The organism is Streptomyces sp. NPDC048420, assembly GCF_040651535.1.
Classification (GTDB): Bacteria; Actinomycetota; Actinomycetes; order Streptomycetales; family Streptomycetaceae; genus Streptomyces.
This window is the reverse complement of sequence record NZ_JBEZKG010000009.1, coordinates 116,128-132,130: the sequence shown is the minus strand read 5'-3', so window position 1 is coordinate 132,130 and position 16,003 is coordinate 116,128. Positions and strand designations below refer to the sequence as shown.

Here is a 16,003-nt window from a genome sequence, read left to right as displayed (position 1 = left end):
GATGTACACCGAGACCGAGCGCTGTGTGCGCGCCGTGCGGTCGAAGGACGCGCGGTTCGACGGATGGTTCTTCACGGCCGTCCTGGCCACCCGCATCTACTGCCGGCCGAGCTGCCCGGTCGTACCGCCCAAGCCCGAGAACATGACGTTCTATCCGAGCGCGGCCGCCTGCCAGCAGGCCGGTTTCCGGGCCTGCAAGCGGTGCCGGCCCGACACCAGCCCGGGCTCGCCGGAGTGGAACCAGCGCGCCGACCTCGTGGCCCGCGCGATGCGGCTGATCGCCGACGGAGTGGTCGACCGCGAAGGCGTACCCGGCCTCGCGGCCCGCCTCGGCTACAGCACCCGCCAGATCGAACGCCAGCTGCTCGCGGAGCTGGGCGCGGGCCCGCTCGCCCTGGCCCGGGCCCAGCGCGCCCAGACGGCGCGGATCCTCATCGAGACGACCGCGCTCCCGATGGCCGACATCGCCTTCGCGGCCGGCTTCTCCGCGATCCGCACCTTCAACGACACCGTGCGCGAGGTCTTCGCCCTCTCGCCGAGCGACCTGCGCGCCCGGGCGCCGAGGAGGGCGGTGGACGGAGCTCCGAGGTGGGAGGTGGGAGGCAGTCCGGGGATGCTGAGTCTGCGCCTGCCGTTCCGCGTGCCCCTCAACCCGGACAACCTCTTCGGCCACCTCGCGGCGACCGCCGTCCCCGGTGTGGAGGAGTGGCGGGACGGGGCGTACCGGCGCACGCTGCGACTGCCGTACGGACACGGCATCGTGGCCCTCACCCCGCAGCCCGACCACATCGCCTGCCGGCTGCTGCTCAGCGACCTGCGTGACCTGACCGTCGCCATCAGCCGCTGTCGCCGCATGCTCGACCTGGACGCCGATCCCGTCGCGATCGACGACCAGCTGCGCACGGACCCGCTCCTGGCACCCCTGGTGGACAAGGCGCCGGGCCGACGCGTCCCGCGCACGGTCGACGAGGCGGAGTTCGCCGTTCGGGCCGTGCTGGGCCAGCAGGTCTCCACGGCCGCGGCCCGTACGCACGCGGCGCGTCTGGTCACGGCCCACGGCGTACCGGTGGACGACCCCGAGGGCGGCCTGACGCACCTCTTCCCGTCCCCCGAGGCACTGGCCACGGTGGACCCCGCCTCGCTCGCGATGCCCCGCACCCGCCGTGCGACCTTCACCACGCTGGTCGGCCAACTGGCCGACGGCACCCTTCAGTTGGGCGTGGCGACCGAGTGGACGGAGACCCGCACCCGTCTCCTCGGCCTCCCCGGCTTCGGCCCCTGGACGGCCGACGTCATCGCCATGCGCGCCCTCGGCGACCCGGACGCCTTCCTCCCCACCGACCTCGGCATCCGCCGCGCGGCCCAGGAGTTGGGCCTGCCGTCCACCCCGGCCGCGCTGACGGCCCGGGCGGCGGCCTGGCGGCCCTGGCGGGCCTACGCGGTCCAGTACCTGTGGGCGACCGACAGCCACCCGATCAACTTCCTGCCCGTATAAGCACGTTCAAGACGTTCGAGGACCCTTGATGACCAAGCAGCACACCGTGATCGACAGCCCCTACGGCCCCCTGACCCTCGTCGCCGACGAAGGCGTCCTGTGCGGCCTCTACATGACCGACCAACGCCACCGCCCACCGGAGGAGACCTTCGGCGAGCCGGACGACGGCCCCTTCGGGGAGCCCTTGGAGCAACTGCAGGCCTACTTCCAGGGCGACTTGCAGGAGTTCGGCATCGAACTCCGCCTGCACGGAACCCCGTTCCAGCGCGCGGTATGGGACCAGCTCCGCCGGATCCCCTACGGCGAGACCCGCTCCTACGGCGAACTGGCCGACGCCCTGGGCAATCCCGGAGCCTCCCGCGCGGTCGGCCTCGCCAACGGCAAGAACCCCATCGGCATCATCGTCCCCTGTCACCGAGTGGTCGGAGCGGACGGCAGCCTCACGGGGTACGGGGGTGGACTGGAGCGCAAGCAGCGGCTGCTGGACTTCGAGCGGGGGGCGGCGCTGTTCTGATGTGTAGTGTTCCTGCCTGTGCTGGCTGAACAACGACACCAACTCATTCTGAAGGCTTTGCGTTCCGGCGGCACCGTCACGGTGACGGACCTCGCCGACCGACTGGAGGCCAGCGCCGCGACCGTCCGCCGGGACCTCCTCAAACTGGAGGAGGACGGCCTGCTCACCCGCGTCCACGGGGGAGCGGTCATCGAGGAACGGCCCACGCCCTTCGCCGAGTCCGCCGAAGCCCAGGTGCCGGAGAAGGACGCGATCGCCGCCCTGGCCGCCGAGATGATCGAGGACGGCCAGTCGGTCATCCTCGACTCCGGCACGACCGTGCACCGCCTGGCCCGCCTGTTGCACGGGCGCCGTATCACCGTCATCACCAACAACCTCGGCGTGTACGAGGAGTTGCTCCCCGACGAAGACGTCCAACTGATGCTGCTCGGCGGCATGGTCATCCGGGAGTCACGCATGCTGGACGGCTTCATGGCCGAGGACAACCTCCGTCAGGTCCACGCGGACTGGCTCTTCATGGGGGCCTGCGGGGTCCGCCCCGGCGGCCAGGTCATGGACACCACGGTGGCCGAGGTGCCGGCCCGCCGCGCCATGATCACCGCCGGGGACAGGGTCGTACTCCTCGCGGACAGCACCAAGTTCCCCGGCACCGGCATGGTCAAGATCTGCGACCCCGAGGACCTGGACACCGTGGTGACCGCTCACTCCTCGGACCCGGCAACGTGCGCGGCGCTGGAGGAGGCGGGCGTGCGGGTGGTCCGGGTGGAAGCCGGTCGGTCCTAGTCGCCGTCTCCTTCCACCAGATCGCGCTGGTACCAGTTGCCCCGCTTTCCGCCGATGTCGGCCGGATCCGCCGGGCCGACCGCGACAAAGCCCGCTTTGCTGAGCACTCTCTGGGACGCGATGTTCTCGTGGGCGGTGGCCGCTCGCAGTCTGCGCAGCCCGTAACGGGTCACCGCCAGCCGGCACAGTTCCCGGACCGTCGTCGTCGCCACGCCCCGGCCGCCGGCATGTTGGGCGACCCGGTAGCCGAGGTTCGCGGTGCCGTCCTCGAGGTCGACCAGGTTGAACCGGCCGAGTACCGAGCCGTCGTCGTCGAGCAGCACGTGGAAGGCACAGAGGCCGGTCTCCTGCTCGGCCAGCAGGGCTTCGAACCGCTCGGAGAACCGGTCGAAGAAGGCATCGCCGCGGTCGGAGACGGACGCGGCGAAGTAGGCACGGTTGGCCAATTCGAAGGCCAGGACCGCGGGGGCGTGATCAGGGTGCAGTCGCTGCAGTTCGGGCATCGGTGCGGGCCTCGACTCTCGGAACATCGGCAGTCGGCAGGGCAACATCAAGCATGTCGCTGCTGACCAGACCATTCATGGTGGCCGGCACGGACGATTCGCGACGGCCATGGATCCGCATGCCATGCGGGGGCTGGTGACCGTGCCAGGCGCTGCCGTCACCGCCGGCGGGACCTCGCAGGACGTTGTTGACGGTGCTCGTGGTGGCGGTGAAGTCGCGTCCCAACGCATCACCTCTGCGTCTGCATCCGGTCATCGCCTGTGTCGGTGTGCGCAGAGACTCCGTTCATGGCTTCCCGAACGACCCGATCCTGCTCATGAGTTCGGGCAGCGCCGTGCCGATCGGCTCGCGGATCACCTCCTCGGCCCGGTCGTCGTACGGCGTCGGGTCCGCGTTGACGATGACGAGCCGGGCGCCATGGTCGGCGGCGACGCCCGCGAGGCCGGCCGCGGGGTGGACCTGGAGGGTTGTGCCGACGGCGATGAACACCTGGCAGGCCTTGGAGATCGCGGCGGCCTCACCCAGCACCACCGGGTCGAGACGCTCGCCGAACATCACGGTCGCCGACTTCAGGATGCCGCCGCAGTCCAGGCACGGTGGGTCCTCCTCGCCGGCCTCGACGCGGGCGAGCGCGTCCTCCATCGGGCCGCGGGCATGGCACTTGGTGCACACCACCTCCCGTGCGGTGCCGTGCAGTTCGAGGACCTTGCGGGCGGGCATCCCGGCGAGCTGGTGCAGCCCGTCGACGTTCTGCGTGATCACCCGCACCGGCACGCCGGACTTCTCCAGCTCTGCCACCGCCACATGCGCGGCGTTGGGCTCGGCCTTCAGCGTCCGGTTCGCACGCCGCATCTGCCACGAGCGGCGCCGGATCTCCGGGTCGCCCATGTAGTAGTCGTACGTCACGAGCTTCTCGGCCTCGGGGTCCCGCCGCCACAGGCCGTTGGGGCCGCGGTAGTCGGGGATCCCGGAGTCGGTGGAGATACCGGCGCCGCTCAGGAGCGCGACGAGGGGCTTGGTCATGGTGCCGAGGGTAGGGCGGGTGATGCCGGTCGAGCGAACAGATATCCGACCGGCTGAGGAGCCGGTGGGGCAAGGCAGAGCTGCGAGTTGCATCCGCTCGCGTCAGCCCACCCGATGCCCGTTCTCCAGCTCCGCCGTCCCCGAGCCCTCCGCCAGCACGTCCAGCGCGGTCAGGACGCGGCGGCCGAGGGAGCCCGGCAGGTGCTCGGGGAGGTCCTCGCGTGGGACGAGGCGCCAGGAGAGGAGCTCCTCCTCCTGGAGGCGGATCGCCTTGAGGTCGTTCTCGGTGAGGACTCCGCCGTCGTAGAGGTAGGCGACCAGCGGCGGGCGGGCCGTGCCGTGCACCCAGTCCACCGCGAGCAGGCGGCCGAGCTCACGGTCCAGGCCGATCTCCTCGGCGGTCTCGCGGCGCGCGCCCTGGCGCGGGGTCTCGCCCTGGTCGGACTCGATCGTGCCGCCCGGGAGTGCCCAGCCCTCACGGTAGTTGGGCTCGACGAGCAGCACCCGGCCCTCGGCGTCCCGGAAGAGGGCGGCGGCTCCGGCGAGGATGCGGGGGAGACCGGCGATGTACGTGGCGAAGTCCTGGATGGTCGTCATCCCCGCAGCGTAGTCAGCTCCCGCGGCCGCTCCGGCACCTCTCGACAGGCGGCCACCGGCACCGCCGTCGTCTCGCGCCGGTCAGCGGCGGGATCGACGGGCCGGGTGTACCGGTAGCACTGGGCGGCGCCCGAGGTGTCACGCACGAGTACGCGGACCGTCACCGTGCGCCCCTCGCGCACCACGTCCTCGACCTCGTACGACTGCCCCGGCAGCGCGAGGGCCTGCTGCACCCTCGCGCGCGTCAGGTCCTTCGCGGGCAGGCCCGTGAGACGCTCGCGCGCCCGTTCGGAGCTGAAGCCGATGGACAGGCTCGCTCTGCACGCGGCGTAGTCCCGCACGGTCACCTCCGACGTCCATGCCCGGTCACCGCCGTGGACGCCGAAGACGAAGGTGAAGCACCGGCTCACCCGGTCGGGGCCGTGGAAGAGGAGCTGGGGCTCCTGGTCGTGGACGCCGGCGCCTCGGTGTGCCGCCAGACGACTCCCGTCAGTGTGGCAGTGCCCGTGTCGGAGCTCGCGCCGAGCGCACGGGCGGTCCGCGCCGCGTGCCAGATGTCGTACCAGAAGTACGCCACCACGCACACCGGGATGACGAGCAGGACGAGACAGCAGGTGGCCACGGGATGGGACGACGTCCGCCCCGTGGCCGCTTCTCGGTCCATCCACCGAGCGTAGAGCGCGACCCGCGCTCAGGTGTCCGTCTCCGCCAACCGCACCGTCCGCTCCGCCAGCTCGCTGATGTGCACCCCGTCGAACCCGAACACCGCACTGCGCACCCGGTCCTCCAACGGCTCCTTCCACTGCGCGGGAATCGCGTCCGCGCCGGTGAGCACCCCGGCCACCGAACCGGCCGTGGCCCCGTTCGAGTCGGTGTCGAGGCCGCCCCGGACCGTCAGCGTGATGGTGCGGGTGAAGTCGCCGTCGCCGTACAGGAGCCCCGCGGTCAGCACGGCCGCGTTCGGGATCGTGTGGATCCAGCCCAGCCCGGCGGTCTCCTCCGCGACCGTCGTCAGGGTGTCCTCCCAGGTCATCCGGGTGTCATGGAGGGACACGACCCGCCGTACGGTCCGCGCGAGACGGCTGCTCGCGGGGATCACGGCGAGCGCCTGGTCCACGGCCTGCCGCACGGTGTCCACCGTGAACGCCGCCGAGACCATCGCCGCCGCCCACATCGCCCCGTACACCCCGTTCCCGGTGTGCGAGAGCACCGCGTCCCGGCGGGCCAGCGAGGCGGCGCGGCGTGGGGCGCCGGGGCAGGTCCAGCCGTAGATGTCGGCGCGGATGAGCGCCCCGATCCACTCCTGGCACGGGTTGTCGTACGTCGCCGTCAGCGGCGGCTTCAGCCCGTTGGCGAGGTTGCGGTACGCGGCCCGCTCGGCGGTGAACGTCTGCAGATACGGCAGCCTCAGCAGCCACAGGTCGCCCACCTGCTCGGTGCTGAAGGCGAAGCCGTGCGTCTCCAGGAGGTGGAGGCCGAGGATGGCGTAGTCGACGTCGTCGTCGCGGCAGCTGCCGTGGATGCGGCCGCGCACGCACTCACGCCACTCGGGCCGCAGCTCGAAGCCGTCGCTCTCGCCGACGGGCTCGGGCAGGTAGTCGGTCAGGGGCAGGGCGGCGGCCTGCCGTAGATAGCGGTCGATCCGGTCCCGCGTCCACAGGTCGCCCTGCTCGACCGGCTTGCCGAGCATGTTGCCCGCGATCCGGCCCAGCCAGCCCCCGAGGATGCGGTCGGTGAGCTCTGGCTCAGTGCCCACAGGGGTCATAGCTCCGGTTTACCCCATTCCGCGGGCCCGCACAGAGGGGACGCAGTGCCTTCTCAGGCTTGGGCGGTGCATGACGCCGGGGCGCGTCTGCGGTTAAGGTCGCAACGGCGCGACTGGCCTTGACGTGCGCGAGGCCCGGAGAGCAAGGGGAAGACGTGACACAGCGCGTGCTCATCGCCGCGGACAAGTTCAAGGGCTCGCTCACGGCCGTACAGGTCGCGGAGCGGGTGACGGCCGGGCTGCGCCGGGTCGTGCCGGGCGTGGAGGTGGAGGCGCTGCCCGTCGCCGACGGCGGTGACGGCACCGTCGCCGCGGCCGTCGCGGCCGGTTTCGAGCGCCGGGAGGTGGCGGTCGCCGGGCCGCTGGGCCAGGAGGTCACGGCCGCCTTCGCGGTCCGCGCGGAGACCGCGGTCGTGGAGATGGCCGAGGCCAGCGGACTGCAGCGGCTGCCCGCGGGCGTCTTCGCGCCGCTCACGGCATCGACGTACGGCTCCGGAGAGCTGCTGCGCGCCGCGCTGGACGCCGGTGCCCGCACGATCGTGTTCGGCGTCGGCGGCAGCGCCACCACCGACGGCGGCGCCGGGATGCTCTCCGCGCTCGGCGCCCGCTTCCTGGACGCCGACGGCGAGCCCGTGACCCCCGGCGGCGGAGGCCTCGCCGACCTCGCCTCGGCCGACCTGTCGGGCCTGGACCCGCGGCTCGCGGCCGTCGAGTTCATCCTGGCCAGCGACGTCGACAACCCGCTGACCGGCCCCAAGGGCGCCCCCGCGGTCTACGGCCCGCAAAAGGGCGCCTCCCCGGACGACGTGAAGATCCTCGACGAGGCGCTGGCCCACTACGCCAAGGTGCTGGAGGAGTCCGTCGGCGCGAAGGCCGCCGGGTACGCCGCCTCACCGGGTGCGGGCGCGGCGGGCGGCATCGGTTACGGCGCCCTCCTCGTCGGCGCCGTGTTCCGCCCCGGCATCGAGGTCATGCTCGACGTGCTCGGCTTCGCGCCCGCGCTGGAGTGGGCGGACCTGGTGATCACCGGCGAGGGCTCCCTCGACGAGCAGACCCTGCACGGCAAGGCCCCGGCGGGCGTCGCAGCGGCCGCCCGCGCGAAGGGCAAGGAGGTCGTCGCGGTCTGCGGCCGCCTCGCGCTGCCCCCCGAGGCCATCGGCCGGGCCGGCATCCGCCGCGCCTACCCGCTCACCGACGCCGAGCCGGACGTCCAGCGGTGCATCGCGGAGGCGGGCCCGATCCTGGAGGACGTGGCGGAACGGATCGGCCGGGACTTCCTGACCTGAGGCGAAGGGTGGGGGCTGGGCGTGCGAGCCGCAGCCGCCAGTGGCACGGTGCGGTGGCAGTGAGCCGGTGAGCCAGTCGGCTATGGGTCGCCGCCCGCCCGTTCCGAGGTGGCACCCTCACCGTCGGCCACCCGCGCCGCCCTTCACCTCCGCGCCCCCGACAACCGGTACGCGTCCAACGCCAGCGTCATCTCGATCAGGTCCCGCGGCCGGGCCAGCGACCGGGACGTCAGCTGCTCCAGCCGCCGTAGCCGGTTGAAGACCGTGTTGCGGTGGCAGTACAGCCGTCCGGCGGCCCGCCCCGCCGAGCCCTCGCACACCAGCCACACGTCGAGGGTCTCCAGGAGTACGGCCCGGTCGGCGGGCTCCAGCTCCAGGAGCGCGCCGAACACGTCGGACACCAGCCGGTCGGCCAGCTCCGGCTGGCTCACCACCAGCGCGGTCGGCATCCGCTGATCAAGGCGTACGACCGCGGTGGCGTCCGGCGGGCAGGTGCGCAACGCCAGCTCGGCCAGCCGCCGGGCCCGCCCCAGCTCGGCGAGCCCCGGCACCACCGGACTGATCCCGCCGGGCCCGGAGCAGCGTCCCTCCAGCGCCCGCGCCACACCGTCCAGCCCCTGTCCCGGCGCGAGTGCCACGACCGCAACCTCGCCGTCGGCCCGCATCCGCCAGATGAACCGGAACCCCGCGCCCCGCACCGGCCGCTCGGTCGCCTCCCGCCGCTCGGCCCGCAGCACGACCACCGCGTACGGCCCGTGCTCCGGCAGATCGAGCCCCGCGGCCGCCCGGGCCGCGAGCCCGGGAGTCGCCTGCCCTTCCAGCAGCGCGTCGAGCAGGGCCTGCAACTGCTCGTCCGTCCGCCGCCTGAGCTCCGCCTCGGTGGCGCGGTACGCCTCCGAGGCCGCCTGCGCCTGCGCGTCCACCGCCGACCACACCATCGTCGTCGACCGCATCAGCGCCGCGAGCCGCTCCGGCTCCCGCCCGGCGGCCCCCTCGACCAGCGCGTCCCACACCAGATAGCCGGCGTTGCGGTACGCGTGCACGAGCAGGTCCAGCGGCAGCCCCTGCCGGGCCCGGCGCCGGCCCGCGTCCTCGGCGTACTCCAGGTCCCGGCGCGGTGAGTCCCGGGGCGCGGAGATCGTCTCGATGCCGATCCGCATCGCCTCCTCCGCCTCCCGCCACTGCTGGTCGTACGGCAGCACCTGGCCGTAGACGGGGGAGTGGTCGGTGAGTTGCCTGAGGTGCTCGTCGACGAGCTCGGGCACCCGTTCCAGCAGAGCCGTGCAGGACTCCGCGAGCAGCTTCCAGTCATGACCGGTCCGCGGCCGTCGCCCTCCCATGCCCGGAGGATGCCACCGGGACCCGGCCGCGCACAGGCCCCTGACACGCGGTGTTGTGCACGCGCACAACGGCGGCACCGGCCCGCTGGGCACCCGCAGCGATTCGGCCGCGGGCCGTGGACGGACGCCTTCGCCGGTGCTGGGGTGAGCGCCACACCGAGTGCGGACAAGGGGGGAGTCCATGACCGGAGCCGGACTGGTCGTCCGTGACCTGTCGGTCGGATACGGCCCCGTGCGGGCCCTGCGCCGGGTGTCCCTGGAGGTGCCCGCGGGGGCCGTGGTGACGGTGCTCGGCGGCAACGGCGCGGGCAAGTCCACGCTGCTGCGCGCGATCAGCCGCACCCTGTCCTTCCACGGCGGCGCGGTCACCGAGGGCACGGTGACCCTGGACGGCCGCCGCCTCCACGGACTGGCCCCGGACCGCGTGGTCGCCGCCGGAGTCTCCCAAGTACCGGAGGGAAGACGGGTGTTCGCCCGTATGACGGTCGCCGACAACCTGCGCGCGGGCGCACTCGGCGGCACCGGACCGGGCCGGTCCACGGCCCTCGCCCGCGTCCACGAACTCTTCCCCGTGCTCGCCGAACGCGCGGGCCAGCGAGCCGGACTCCTCTCCGGCGGCGAACAGCAGATGCTCGCGGTCGCCCGCGCCCTGATGGCCGGTCCGCGTGTACTGCTCCTCGACGAACCCTCCCTCGGCCTCGCCCCGCTCATGGCCCGGCGGATCGCCGACACCGTCCAGGAGATCAACGCCCAGGGCACCTCCGTCCTCCTCGTCGAACAGAACGCGGCACTCGCCCTGCGGCTCGCCACCCGCGCGTACGTCCTCGAAGTCGGCGAAGTCACCCTGTCCGGCCCCGCCGCCGAACTGTCCGCCTCCGACGAGGTCCGCCGCCGCTACCTGGGCGTGGTCGACGAGGACGCGGCGGCCGACGCGACCCAGGTCGTGGAGCGCACCCTGACCCGTTGGAAGGGGTGACCCATGGACCCCCTCGAAGTACGCGGCCTCACCGTCCGCTTCGCCGGACTCACCGCCCTCGACGACGTCGGCTTCACCGTGCGCCCCGGCACCGTCCACGCCCTCATCGGCCCCAACGGCGCCGGAAAGTCCACCTGCTTCAACGTCCTCTCCGGCGTCTACCGGGCCACCGAAGGCAGCGTCCGCCTCGGCCCGCACGAACTGACCGGCATGCCCGCACACCGCATCGCCGCCCTCGGAGTCGCCCGCATCTTCCAGAACCTCGCGCTGCCGCCCCGCGCCTCCGTCGAGGACTGCCTGCTCCTCGGCCGGCACCGGCTCACCCGCACCGGCTTCCTCGCCGCCGGACTACGACTCCCCTCGGCGGCCCGCGAGGAACGGCTCCACCGTGAACGCGTCCGGGAGATCGCCGAGTTCGTCGGCATCGCGGACTGCCTGGACCGTCCGGCGGGCTCGCTCCCGTACGGGCAGCGGAAGCTCGCCGAACTCGCCCGCGCGCTCTGCATGGAACCCCGCCTGCTGCTCCTCGACGAGCCGGTCGCGGGCATGACCGCCGACGAACGGCGCCGAACAGCCTCGGTGATCGCGGGAGTTCGCGACTCCCTCGGCATCTCGATCGTGCTGGTGGAACACGACATGGGGGTGGTGATGCGGCTCGCGGACGCGGTGACCGTACTGGACTTCGGGCGCCGGATCGCCGACGGCGCCCCCGTCGACGTACAGAACGATCCGGCCGTCGTACGGGCGTACCTGGGGGCCGCGTCATGAGCACCTTCGCCGAAATCCTGCTGAACGGCGTCTCGTTGGGGTCGGTGTACGCGCTCATCGCACTCGGCTTCGTGGTGATCTTCCGGGCCACCGAGGTCGTCAACTTCGCCCACGCGTCACTGCTGTTGGCGGGCGGATACGTCACCGCCACCCTCCACGACGACCTCGGTTTCTGGCCCGCGCTCCTCGTCGGCATCGCGGGCGCCGCGCTGGTGGGGGCCGCCGTGGAGTTCCTCGTGATGCGGCGCTACCGGGGCAGCGACCACAGTGTTCTGGCGATCGTCACCATCGGCGTCGACATCCTGCTGACGACCGAACTGACCCGCCGTATCGGCACGGACGTACTGGCGCTCGGGGACCCGTGGGGCGATGCCGTGCTGAAGCTCGGGCCGATCTCCCTGGCCCACACCCGGATCGCCGCGTTCGTCGCCGCCGCGCTGCTCATCACCGCGTTCCTGCTGGTCTTCCGGTACACGTCGTGGGGTGTGGCGATGCGGGCGGCCGCGGAGAGTGCGGAGACGGCCGCGCTGATGGGCGTACGGCTGGGGCGGGTGTCGCTCGGCGCCTGGGCGGTGGCGGGCGGACTGGCCGCCGTGGCAGCCCTGTTCCTGACCGTGTTCCCGACGCCCGGCCTGGAGCGAGCGACCTCGCTCGCCGCTCTGAAGGCCTTCCCGGCGGCCATCCTCGGCGGCCTTGACTCGACGACCGGCGCGCTGGTGGGCGGCCTGCTGGTCGGCGTCACGGAGTCGCTCGCGACCGGCTACCAGAGCGATCTGACCTTCCTGGGGCGCGGGTTGGGCGATCTCGCGCCGTACCTCGTGATGGTCGCGATCCTGCTCATACGGCCCGCCGGGCTGTTCGGCACGAAGGAGCTCGCCCGTGTCTGAGGTCCTGCTGAAGCCGCTGCGGGTGGTCCGGACGCGGACGTGGGCCTGGGGCGCCGGAGCCGTCGTCCTGTTGGCCCTGCCCTTCTACCTGGACCGGTTCTGGCTCCAGGCGGGCCTGTTCGCCATGGCCGCCGCGATCGGCGCGATCGGCATCAACCTCCTCACCGGCGCCACCGGCCAGCTCTCCATGGGGCACGCCTTCTTCCTCGCCGTTGGGGCCTACGGCTACTGCGTGTTCGCGGCGGACGGCGGCGACGGACTGACCGGCCTGGGGCTGCCGGCCTGGCTCGCGGCCGTGCTCGCGGTGCTCGTCGCGGGTGTCGCCGGCGGGCTGTTCAGCCCCATCTCCGGGCGCCTCAGCGGCGCCTATCTGGGCATCGCCACGCTCGCGCTCGTCTTCATCGGCCAGCACGTGATGTTCAACGCGCACGACCTGACCGGCGGCGCCAACGGCCGTGACGTACCACCGCTGAGCCTGTTCGGCCTCACCTTCGACGACCGTGAACTCCTGGTCGCGGCCGTGCCGTTCGGGTCCGCGGAGAAGCTCTGGTACGCCGGTCTCGTCCTGCTTCTGGCGGGGGCCCTGTTCGCCCGGGGCGTCCTGCGCGGACGCCCCGGCCGGGCCATGAACGCCATCCGGGACCACCGCATCGCCGCCGGGGTGCTCGGTGTTCCGGTCGCCCGCCACCGGGCCGCGGTCTTCGTGCTGTCGTCGATGTACGCGGGCCTCGCGGGCGTTCTCCTCGCCCTCGTCTTCCAGCGGACGGTGCCCGACTACTTCGGCATCACGCTCTCGCTGGAGTACCTCGCGATGATCGTCATCGGGGGGCTCGGCTCGGTCTCCGGGGCGGTGGCGGGAGCCGTGTTCGTCTCCCTGCTCCCGCAGCTGCTGACCCGTTACAGCGATGCGTTGCCCCTGGTCTCCGCCCCCGGCACGGGCGGGATCGCACCGGGCGAGGCATCCCGGTACCTCTACGGCGCCGCCGTCGTGCTGGTGGTGCTGTTCCTGCCCGGCGGCCTGGTCAGCGTGGCCGCCCGGCGTCGCACCAGAACCCACACGGAGGAACGATGATCACGACGACGCACGCGACCAGGACCACCGCCGGTGCCCTCGCCGTGTTGCTGCTGCTGGCCGGATGCAGCTCCAAGGCCAAGGACTCCGACGGGGACGGCTCCAAGGCGGCAGCGGGCGGCGTGAAGACCGGCGACGGCATCTCCGGGAGGACGATCACCCTCGGCGCGCTCACCGACATGACCGGCGTCTACGCGACCCTCGGCAAGAGCGTCACCCAGGCCCAGCAGCTCTATGTGAAGCAGCTGAACGCCGCCGGAGGCGTCTGCGGCTACAAGGTGGCCCTCTCGGTCCGCGACCACGGCTACGACCCGCAGAAGGCCGTCTCCGGATACACCGAGCTGGAGCCGAAGGTGCTGGGCTTCGCGCAGTTCATCGGCTCGCCGTTCGTCGCCGCGGTCAAACAGCGCGTCGACGGCCAGGACAAGGGTCTTGTGCTGCCGCAGGCCTGGTCGTCGGCGCTCCTCGGGAGCCCCTACATCCGGGTCATCGGATCCACGTACGACATCGAGACGATCAACGCGATCGACTTCCTGATCAAGGAGAAGGGAGTGAAGAAGGGGGACAGGATCGGTCACGTCTACTTCGAGGGCGACTACGGCGAGAGCGCGCTGGCCGGTTCGAAGCACATGGCGAAGGAGTCGGGCCTGACCGTCGTCGAGCAGAAGATCAAGCCCACCGACAACGACATGACCGCCCAGGTCGCCGCCCTCAAGCAGGCCGGGGTCAAGGCGATCGTGATCAGTGCGGGTCCGCGTCAGGCGGCGTCCCTGGTCGGGGTGGCCGCGGCGGGCGGCTTCGACGTGCCGATCATCGGCAACAACTCGGCCTTCGCGCCGCAGCTCCTGGCGACCCAGGCGGGCCCGGCCCTGATGAAGAACTACTACGTGGCCTCGCCCTCGCTGCCCATCGGCGCGGACACCCCCGAGGCGAAGAAACTCGTCGCCGACTACCGGGCCGCCTATCCGGACGACGCCCTGGACAACGGCATCGTCGCCGGCTGGACCGCCGCGTCGGCCTTCGGCGAGGCCCTGAAGAAGGCCTGCGCCGACAAGGACCTCACCAGGGAGGGCGTGGACAAGGCCCTGCTGTCGATCGACTCGTACGACATCGGCTTCGGCATCTCCCAGGACTTCACCGACCCCAAGTCCCCCTCCTCCCACGAGAGCGTGATCCTCCAGCCGGACAAGAGCGTCACGGGCGGCATGAGGGTCGTACGGGAGGCGGGGGCGTCGGAGGTGGCTGAGGCGTATACGCCGGGGGCGTGAGACGCCGAGGGACCCCGGACGCAGAAGGGCCCCGAGCCGAGTGGCTCGGGGCCTTCACCGTCGTACGAGAACCACTACGGCAGCTGGGCCGCCCGCGCCTCGCGCCGGTTGCCGCGGAAGTTGTTCACCCGGCGGGCCGTGGCGAACAGCGGGATCACCGCGCCCGTGACGAGCTGCAGGGCGCAGCCGGTCTGGAGCAGGAGCTGGCCGCTGGGGGCGCCGAAGGCCCAGGCAGCGAGCAGACCCATCGCCAGCACGATCCAGGCGAGCATCGCCCCCGCGAGCCGCCCCCGCGGCTTCGGGTACTCCACCCGGCTCACCATCAGCCACGCGGTACCCAGGATCGCGAGGAGCGTCGCCACGAAGGGCAGCTCAAGGAGCACGATCGCGACCACCGTCAGCGCGCCGAACGGCGACGGCATGCCCTGGAACATTCCGTTCGCGGGCGTCACACAGGAGAATCTGGCCAGCCGCAGGACCACCGCCAGCAGCACCACCACGGCTCCCACCGCCGCCACCCGCTGCGACGCGTCGTCGGCGACCATGCCGTAGACGAGCACGAAGTACGCCGGAGCGAGGCCGAAGCTGATCAGGTCGGAGAGGTTGTCCAGCTCCGCACCCATCGGGGACGAGCGCAGCTTGCGCGCCACCAGGCCGTCGAAGAGGTCGAAGACCGCCGCGCACAGCATCAGGATGACCGCCGTGGCCGCGCTGTTGCGCGCCATGCCGGACTCCTGGCTGTCGGTGAGGTGCGGGATCAGGATGCCGGTGGTGGTGAAGTACACCGCCATGAAGCCGCACGTGGCGTTGCCGAGGGTGAGGGTGTCCGCTATTGAGAGGCGGAGAGACAGCGGCATCTCCTCCTCGTCGTCGGCCTCGTCTGCCTCGGGCACCCAGCCCGCCTGGGTCTCGGGATCAATCACGGTCAATGCGAGTCACCCCAGCCGTCGTCTTCTGGCCGACCTCGACCGCGACCTCCACGCCCTCGGGCAGGTAGATGTCGACGCGCGAGCCGAAGCGGATCAGACCGATCCGGTCACCCTGCTCGACCTTCGTGCCCTGCGGGATGTAGGGGACGATACGACGGGCCACCGCGCCGGCGATCTGGATCATCTCGATGTCACCGAGTTCGGTGTCGAAGTGCCAGACGACGCGCTCGTTGTTCTCGCTCTCCTTGTTGAACGCCGGAACGAACCCACCGGGGATGTGCTCGACCGACGCCACCGTGCCGGAGAGCGGCGCGCGGTTGACGTGGACGTTGAGCGGGCTCATGAAGATCGCGACGCGGGTGCGACCGTCCTTCCACGGCATGATGCTCTGCACCACACCGTCGGCCGGGGAGACGACCCGGCCCTGGGCGATCTCACGCTCGGGGTCGCGGAAGAACCACAGCATGCCCGCCGCCAGCGCGGTGGTGGGCACGGCGACGGCCTTCGCGACGCCGGAGCGACGCGCGCGCAGCAGACTGACGGCTGCGGTGGCGACGGTCGGAAGGAGCCACGGCGATGCTCCGCGCGCGAGGCGTACGCCTGCCAGGCTGTCGCGAGGTGCAGAGGTTTGGCTGTGGGGCATGGATGACCTTCGTAGCGGATGATGCCGCGCACTAGACGGGGGACGGCGGCTTTCCGGGATCGTACCGGTCGTGGGCCACAACTGGGCAAGCCAGGAAGCCGAGTCGACGGCTGAAGCGCGTTGACGGGGTGTGATCTTCTTCTCCAAGAAAAC

Annotated in this window: 18 protein-coding genes; 9 read left to right on the top strand and 9 right to left on the bottom strand. The window is 71.9% G+C overall.

Features of this window, described 5'->3' with window-relative positions; translation table 11 throughout:
* Position 1 precedes the first annotated feature (1 nt).
* From AB0D34_RS17995 to AB0D34_RS17985, 3 genes are read left to right on the top strand one after another with little or no spacing between them, the layout of a single operon-like run.
* On the top strand, positions 2 to 1,495 hold the full coding sequence (locus AB0D34_RS17995) for an AlkA N-terminal domain-containing protein (protein ID WP_362662968.1): 1,494 nt from the start codon (positions 2 to 4) through the stop codon (positions 1,493 to 1,495).
* A gap of 28 nt (positions 1,496 to 1,523) precedes the next feature.
* The gene (locus AB0D34_RS17990) at positions 1,524 to 2,009 is read left to right on the top strand and encodes a methylated-DNA--[protein]-cysteine S-methyltransferase (protein WP_362662567.1); all 486 of its coding nucleotides are present in this window, start codon (positions 1,524 to 1,526) and stop codon (positions 2,007 to 2,009) included.
* 18 nt (positions 2,010 to 2,027) lie between these two features.
* A complete protein-coding gene (locus tag AB0D34_RS17985) occupies positions 2,028 to 2,792 on the top strand; it encodes a DeoR/GlpR family DNA-binding transcription regulator (protein WP_362662565.1) in 765 nt (254 codons plus the stop codon).
* Here AB0D34_RS17985 and AB0D34_RS17980 read toward each other — a convergent pair.
* From AB0D34_RS17980 to AB0D34_RS17955, 6 genes are all read right to left on the bottom strand, one after another.
* Positions 2,789 to 3,295, bottom strand: coding sequence for a GNAT family N-acetyltransferase (locus AB0D34_RS17980; RefSeq protein WP_362662563.1), 507 nt, complete (start codon positions 3,293 to 3,295; stop codon positions 2,789 to 2,791). The genes AB0D34_RS17985 and AB0D34_RS17980 overlap by 4 nt on opposite strands.
* Before the next feature lie 286 nt (positions 3,296 to 3,581).
* Positions 3,582 to 4,319 carry a Sir2 family NAD-dependent protein deacetylase gene (locus AB0D34_RS17975; protein ID WP_362662562.1) on the bottom strand — a complete coding sequence of 246 codons (738 nt, stop codon included), beginning with the start codon at positions 4,317 to 4,319 and terminating at the stop codon, positions 3,582 to 3,584.
* A 102-nt stretch (positions 4,320 to 4,421) separates the two neighbouring features.
* The gene (locus tag AB0D34_RS17970; RefSeq protein WP_362662560.1) at positions 4,422 to 4,916 is read right to left on the bottom strand and encodes an NUDIX hydrolase; all 495 of its coding nucleotides are present in this window, start codon (positions 4,914 to 4,916) and stop codon (positions 4,422 to 4,424) included.
* A complete protein-coding gene (locus AB0D34_RS17965; protein ID WP_362662558.1) occupies positions 4,913 to 5,263 on the bottom strand; it encodes a hypothetical protein in 351 nt (116 codons plus the stop codon). The genes AB0D34_RS17970 and AB0D34_RS17965 overlap by 4 nt, the downstream gene beginning before the upstream one ends.
* A gap of 59 nt (positions 5,264 to 5,322) precedes the next feature.
* Complete coding sequence (locus AB0D34_RS17960) at positions 5,323 to 5,580, bottom strand: hypothetical protein (RefSeq protein WP_362662557.1); 258 nt, start codon at positions 5,578 to 5,580, stop codon at positions 5,323 to 5,325.
* A 27-nt stretch (positions 5,581 to 5,607) separates the two neighbouring features.
* Positions 5,608 to 6,681, bottom strand: a complete 1,074-nt coding sequence (locus AB0D34_RS17955) for an ADP-ribosylglycohydrolase family protein (protein ID WP_362662555.1) — start codon at positions 6,679 to 6,681, stop codon at positions 5,608 to 5,610.
* Positions 6,682 to 6,848: 167 nt separating this feature from the next.
* Here AB0D34_RS17955 and AB0D34_RS17950 point away from each other — a divergent pair, with 167 nt between their 5' ends.
* On the top strand, positions 6,849 to 7,967 hold the full coding sequence (locus AB0D34_RS17950) for a glycerate kinase (RefSeq protein WP_362662967.1): 1,119 nt from the start codon (positions 6,849 to 6,851) through the stop codon (positions 7,965 to 7,967).
* Positions 7,968 to 8,110: 143 nt separating this feature from the next.
* Here AB0D34_RS17950 and AB0D34_RS17945 read toward each other — a convergent pair whose 3' ends face one another.
* Positions 8,111 to 9,307, bottom strand: a complete 1,197-nt coding sequence (locus AB0D34_RS17945; RefSeq protein ID WP_362662553.1) for a helix-turn-helix domain-containing protein — start codon at positions 9,305 to 9,307, stop codon at positions 8,111 to 8,113.
* Between the two features lie 181 nt (positions 9,308 to 9,488).
* Here AB0D34_RS17945 and AB0D34_RS17940 point away from each other — a divergent pair, with 181 nt between their 5' ends.
* Genes AB0D34_RS17940 through AB0D34_RS17920 form a run of 5 tightly spaced genes read left to right on the top strand, consistent with a single transcriptional unit; the run spans position 9,489 to position 14,278 of the window.
* Positions 9,489 to 10,283 carry an ABC transporter ATP-binding protein gene (locus tag AB0D34_RS17940; RefSeq protein ID WP_362662551.1) on the top strand — a complete coding sequence of 265 codons (795 nt, stop codon included), beginning with the start codon at positions 9,489 to 9,491 and terminating at the stop codon, positions 10,281 to 10,283.
* 3 nt (positions 10,284 to 10,286) lie between these two features.
* Positions 10,287 to 11,051, top strand: coding sequence for an ABC transporter ATP-binding protein (locus AB0D34_RS17935; RefSeq protein ID WP_362662549.1), 765 nt, complete (start codon positions 10,287 to 10,289; stop codon positions 11,049 to 11,051).
* Entirely contained in the window at positions 11,048 to 11,938 is an 891-nt protein-coding gene (locus AB0D34_RS17930; protein WP_362662547.1) for a branched-chain amino acid ABC transporter permease, read from the top strand. The genes AB0D34_RS17935 and AB0D34_RS17930 overlap by 4 nt, the downstream gene beginning before the upstream one ends.
* Positions 11,931 to 13,010, top strand: coding sequence for a branched-chain amino acid ABC transporter permease (locus AB0D34_RS17925; protein WP_362662545.1), 1,080 nt, complete (start codon positions 11,931 to 11,933; stop codon positions 13,008 to 13,010). The genes AB0D34_RS17930 and AB0D34_RS17925 overlap by 8 nt, the downstream gene beginning before the upstream one ends.
* The gene (locus AB0D34_RS17920; RefSeq protein ID WP_362662543.1) at positions 13,007 to 14,278 is read left to right on the top strand and encodes an ABC transporter substrate-binding protein; all 1,272 of its coding nucleotides are present in this window, start codon (positions 13,007 to 13,009) and stop codon (positions 14,276 to 14,278) included. Before AB0D34_RS17925 ends, AB0D34_RS17920 begins: the two co-directional genes overlap by 4 nt.
* 74 nt (positions 14,279 to 14,352) lie before the next feature.
* Here the strand turns inward: AB0D34_RS17920 and pssA are convergent, their stop codons facing one another.
* Together pssA and AB0D34_RS17910 are read right to left on the bottom strand one after the other, a co-directional pair.
* Positions 14,353 to 15,207: a CDP-diacylglycerol--serine O-phosphatidyltransferase gene (gene pssA, locus AB0D34_RS17915; RefSeq protein ID WP_362662541.1), complete on the bottom strand. Its 855-nt coding sequence runs from the start codon at positions 15,205 to 15,207 to the stop codon at positions 14,353 to 14,355.
* On the bottom strand, positions 15,194 to 15,850 hold the full coding sequence (locus tag AB0D34_RS17910; protein WP_362662539.1) for a phosphatidylserine decarboxylase: 657 nt from the start codon (positions 15,848 to 15,850) through the stop codon (positions 15,194 to 15,196). Before AB0D34_RS17910 ends, pssA begins: the two co-directional genes overlap by 14 nt.
* Positions 15,851 to 16,003: the final 153 nt, after the last annotated feature.

Excerpts from the sequence above, each read along its gene's own strand:
- AB0D34_RS17980 (WP_362662563.1), bottom strand. The coding sequence starts at position 3,295 with ATGCCCGAACTGCAGCGACTGCACCCTGATCACGCCCCCGCGGTCCTG.
- AB0D34_RS17910 (WP_362662539.1), bottom strand. The coding sequence starts at position 15,850 with ATGCCCCACAGCCAAACCTCTGCACCTCGCGACAGCCTGGCAGGCGTA.
- AB0D34_RS17935 (WP_362662549.1), top strand. The coding sequence starts at position 10,287 with ATGGACCCCCTCGAAGTACGCGGCCTCACCGTCCGCTTCGCCGGACTC.
- AB0D34_RS17975 (WP_362662562.1), bottom strand. The coding sequence starts at position 4,319 with ATGACCAAGCCCCTCGTCGCGCTCCTGAGCGGCGCCGGTATCTCCACC.
- AB0D34_RS17995 (WP_362662968.1), top strand. The coding sequence starts at position 2 with ATGTACACCGAGACCGAGCGCTGTGTGCGCGCCGTGCGGTCGAAGGAC.
- AB0D34_RS17990 (WP_362662567.1), top strand. The coding sequence starts at position 1,524 with ATGACCAAGCAGCACACCGTGATCGACAGCCCCTACGGCCCCCTGACC.
- AB0D34_RS17960 (WP_362662557.1), bottom strand. The coding sequence starts at position 5,580 with ATGGACCGAGAAGCGGCCACGGGGCGGACGTCGTCCCATCCCGTGGCC.
- AB0D34_RS17940 (WP_362662551.1), top strand. The coding sequence starts at position 9,489 with ATGACCGGAGCCGGACTGGTCGTCCGTGACCTGTCGGTCGGATACGGC.
- AB0D34_RS17945 (WP_362662553.1), bottom strand. The coding sequence starts at position 9,307 with ATGGGAGGGCGACGGCCGCGGACCGGTCATGACTGGAAGCTGCTCGCG.
- AB0D34_RS17920 (WP_362662543.1), top strand. The coding sequence starts at position 13,007 with ATGATCACGACGACGCACGCGACCAGGACCACCGCCGGTGCCCTCGCC.
- AB0D34_RS17930 (WP_362662547.1), top strand. The coding sequence starts at position 11,048 with ATGAGCACCTTCGCCGAAATCCTGCTGAACGGCGTCTCGTTGGGGTCG.
- AB0D34_RS17955 (WP_362662555.1), bottom strand. The coding sequence starts at position 6,681 with ATGACCCCTGTGGGCACTGAGCCAGAGCTCACCGACCGCATCCTCGGG.
- AB0D34_RS17970 (WP_362662560.1), bottom strand. The coding sequence starts at position 4,916 with ATGACGACCATCCAGGACTTCGCCACGTACATCGCCGGTCTCCCCCGC.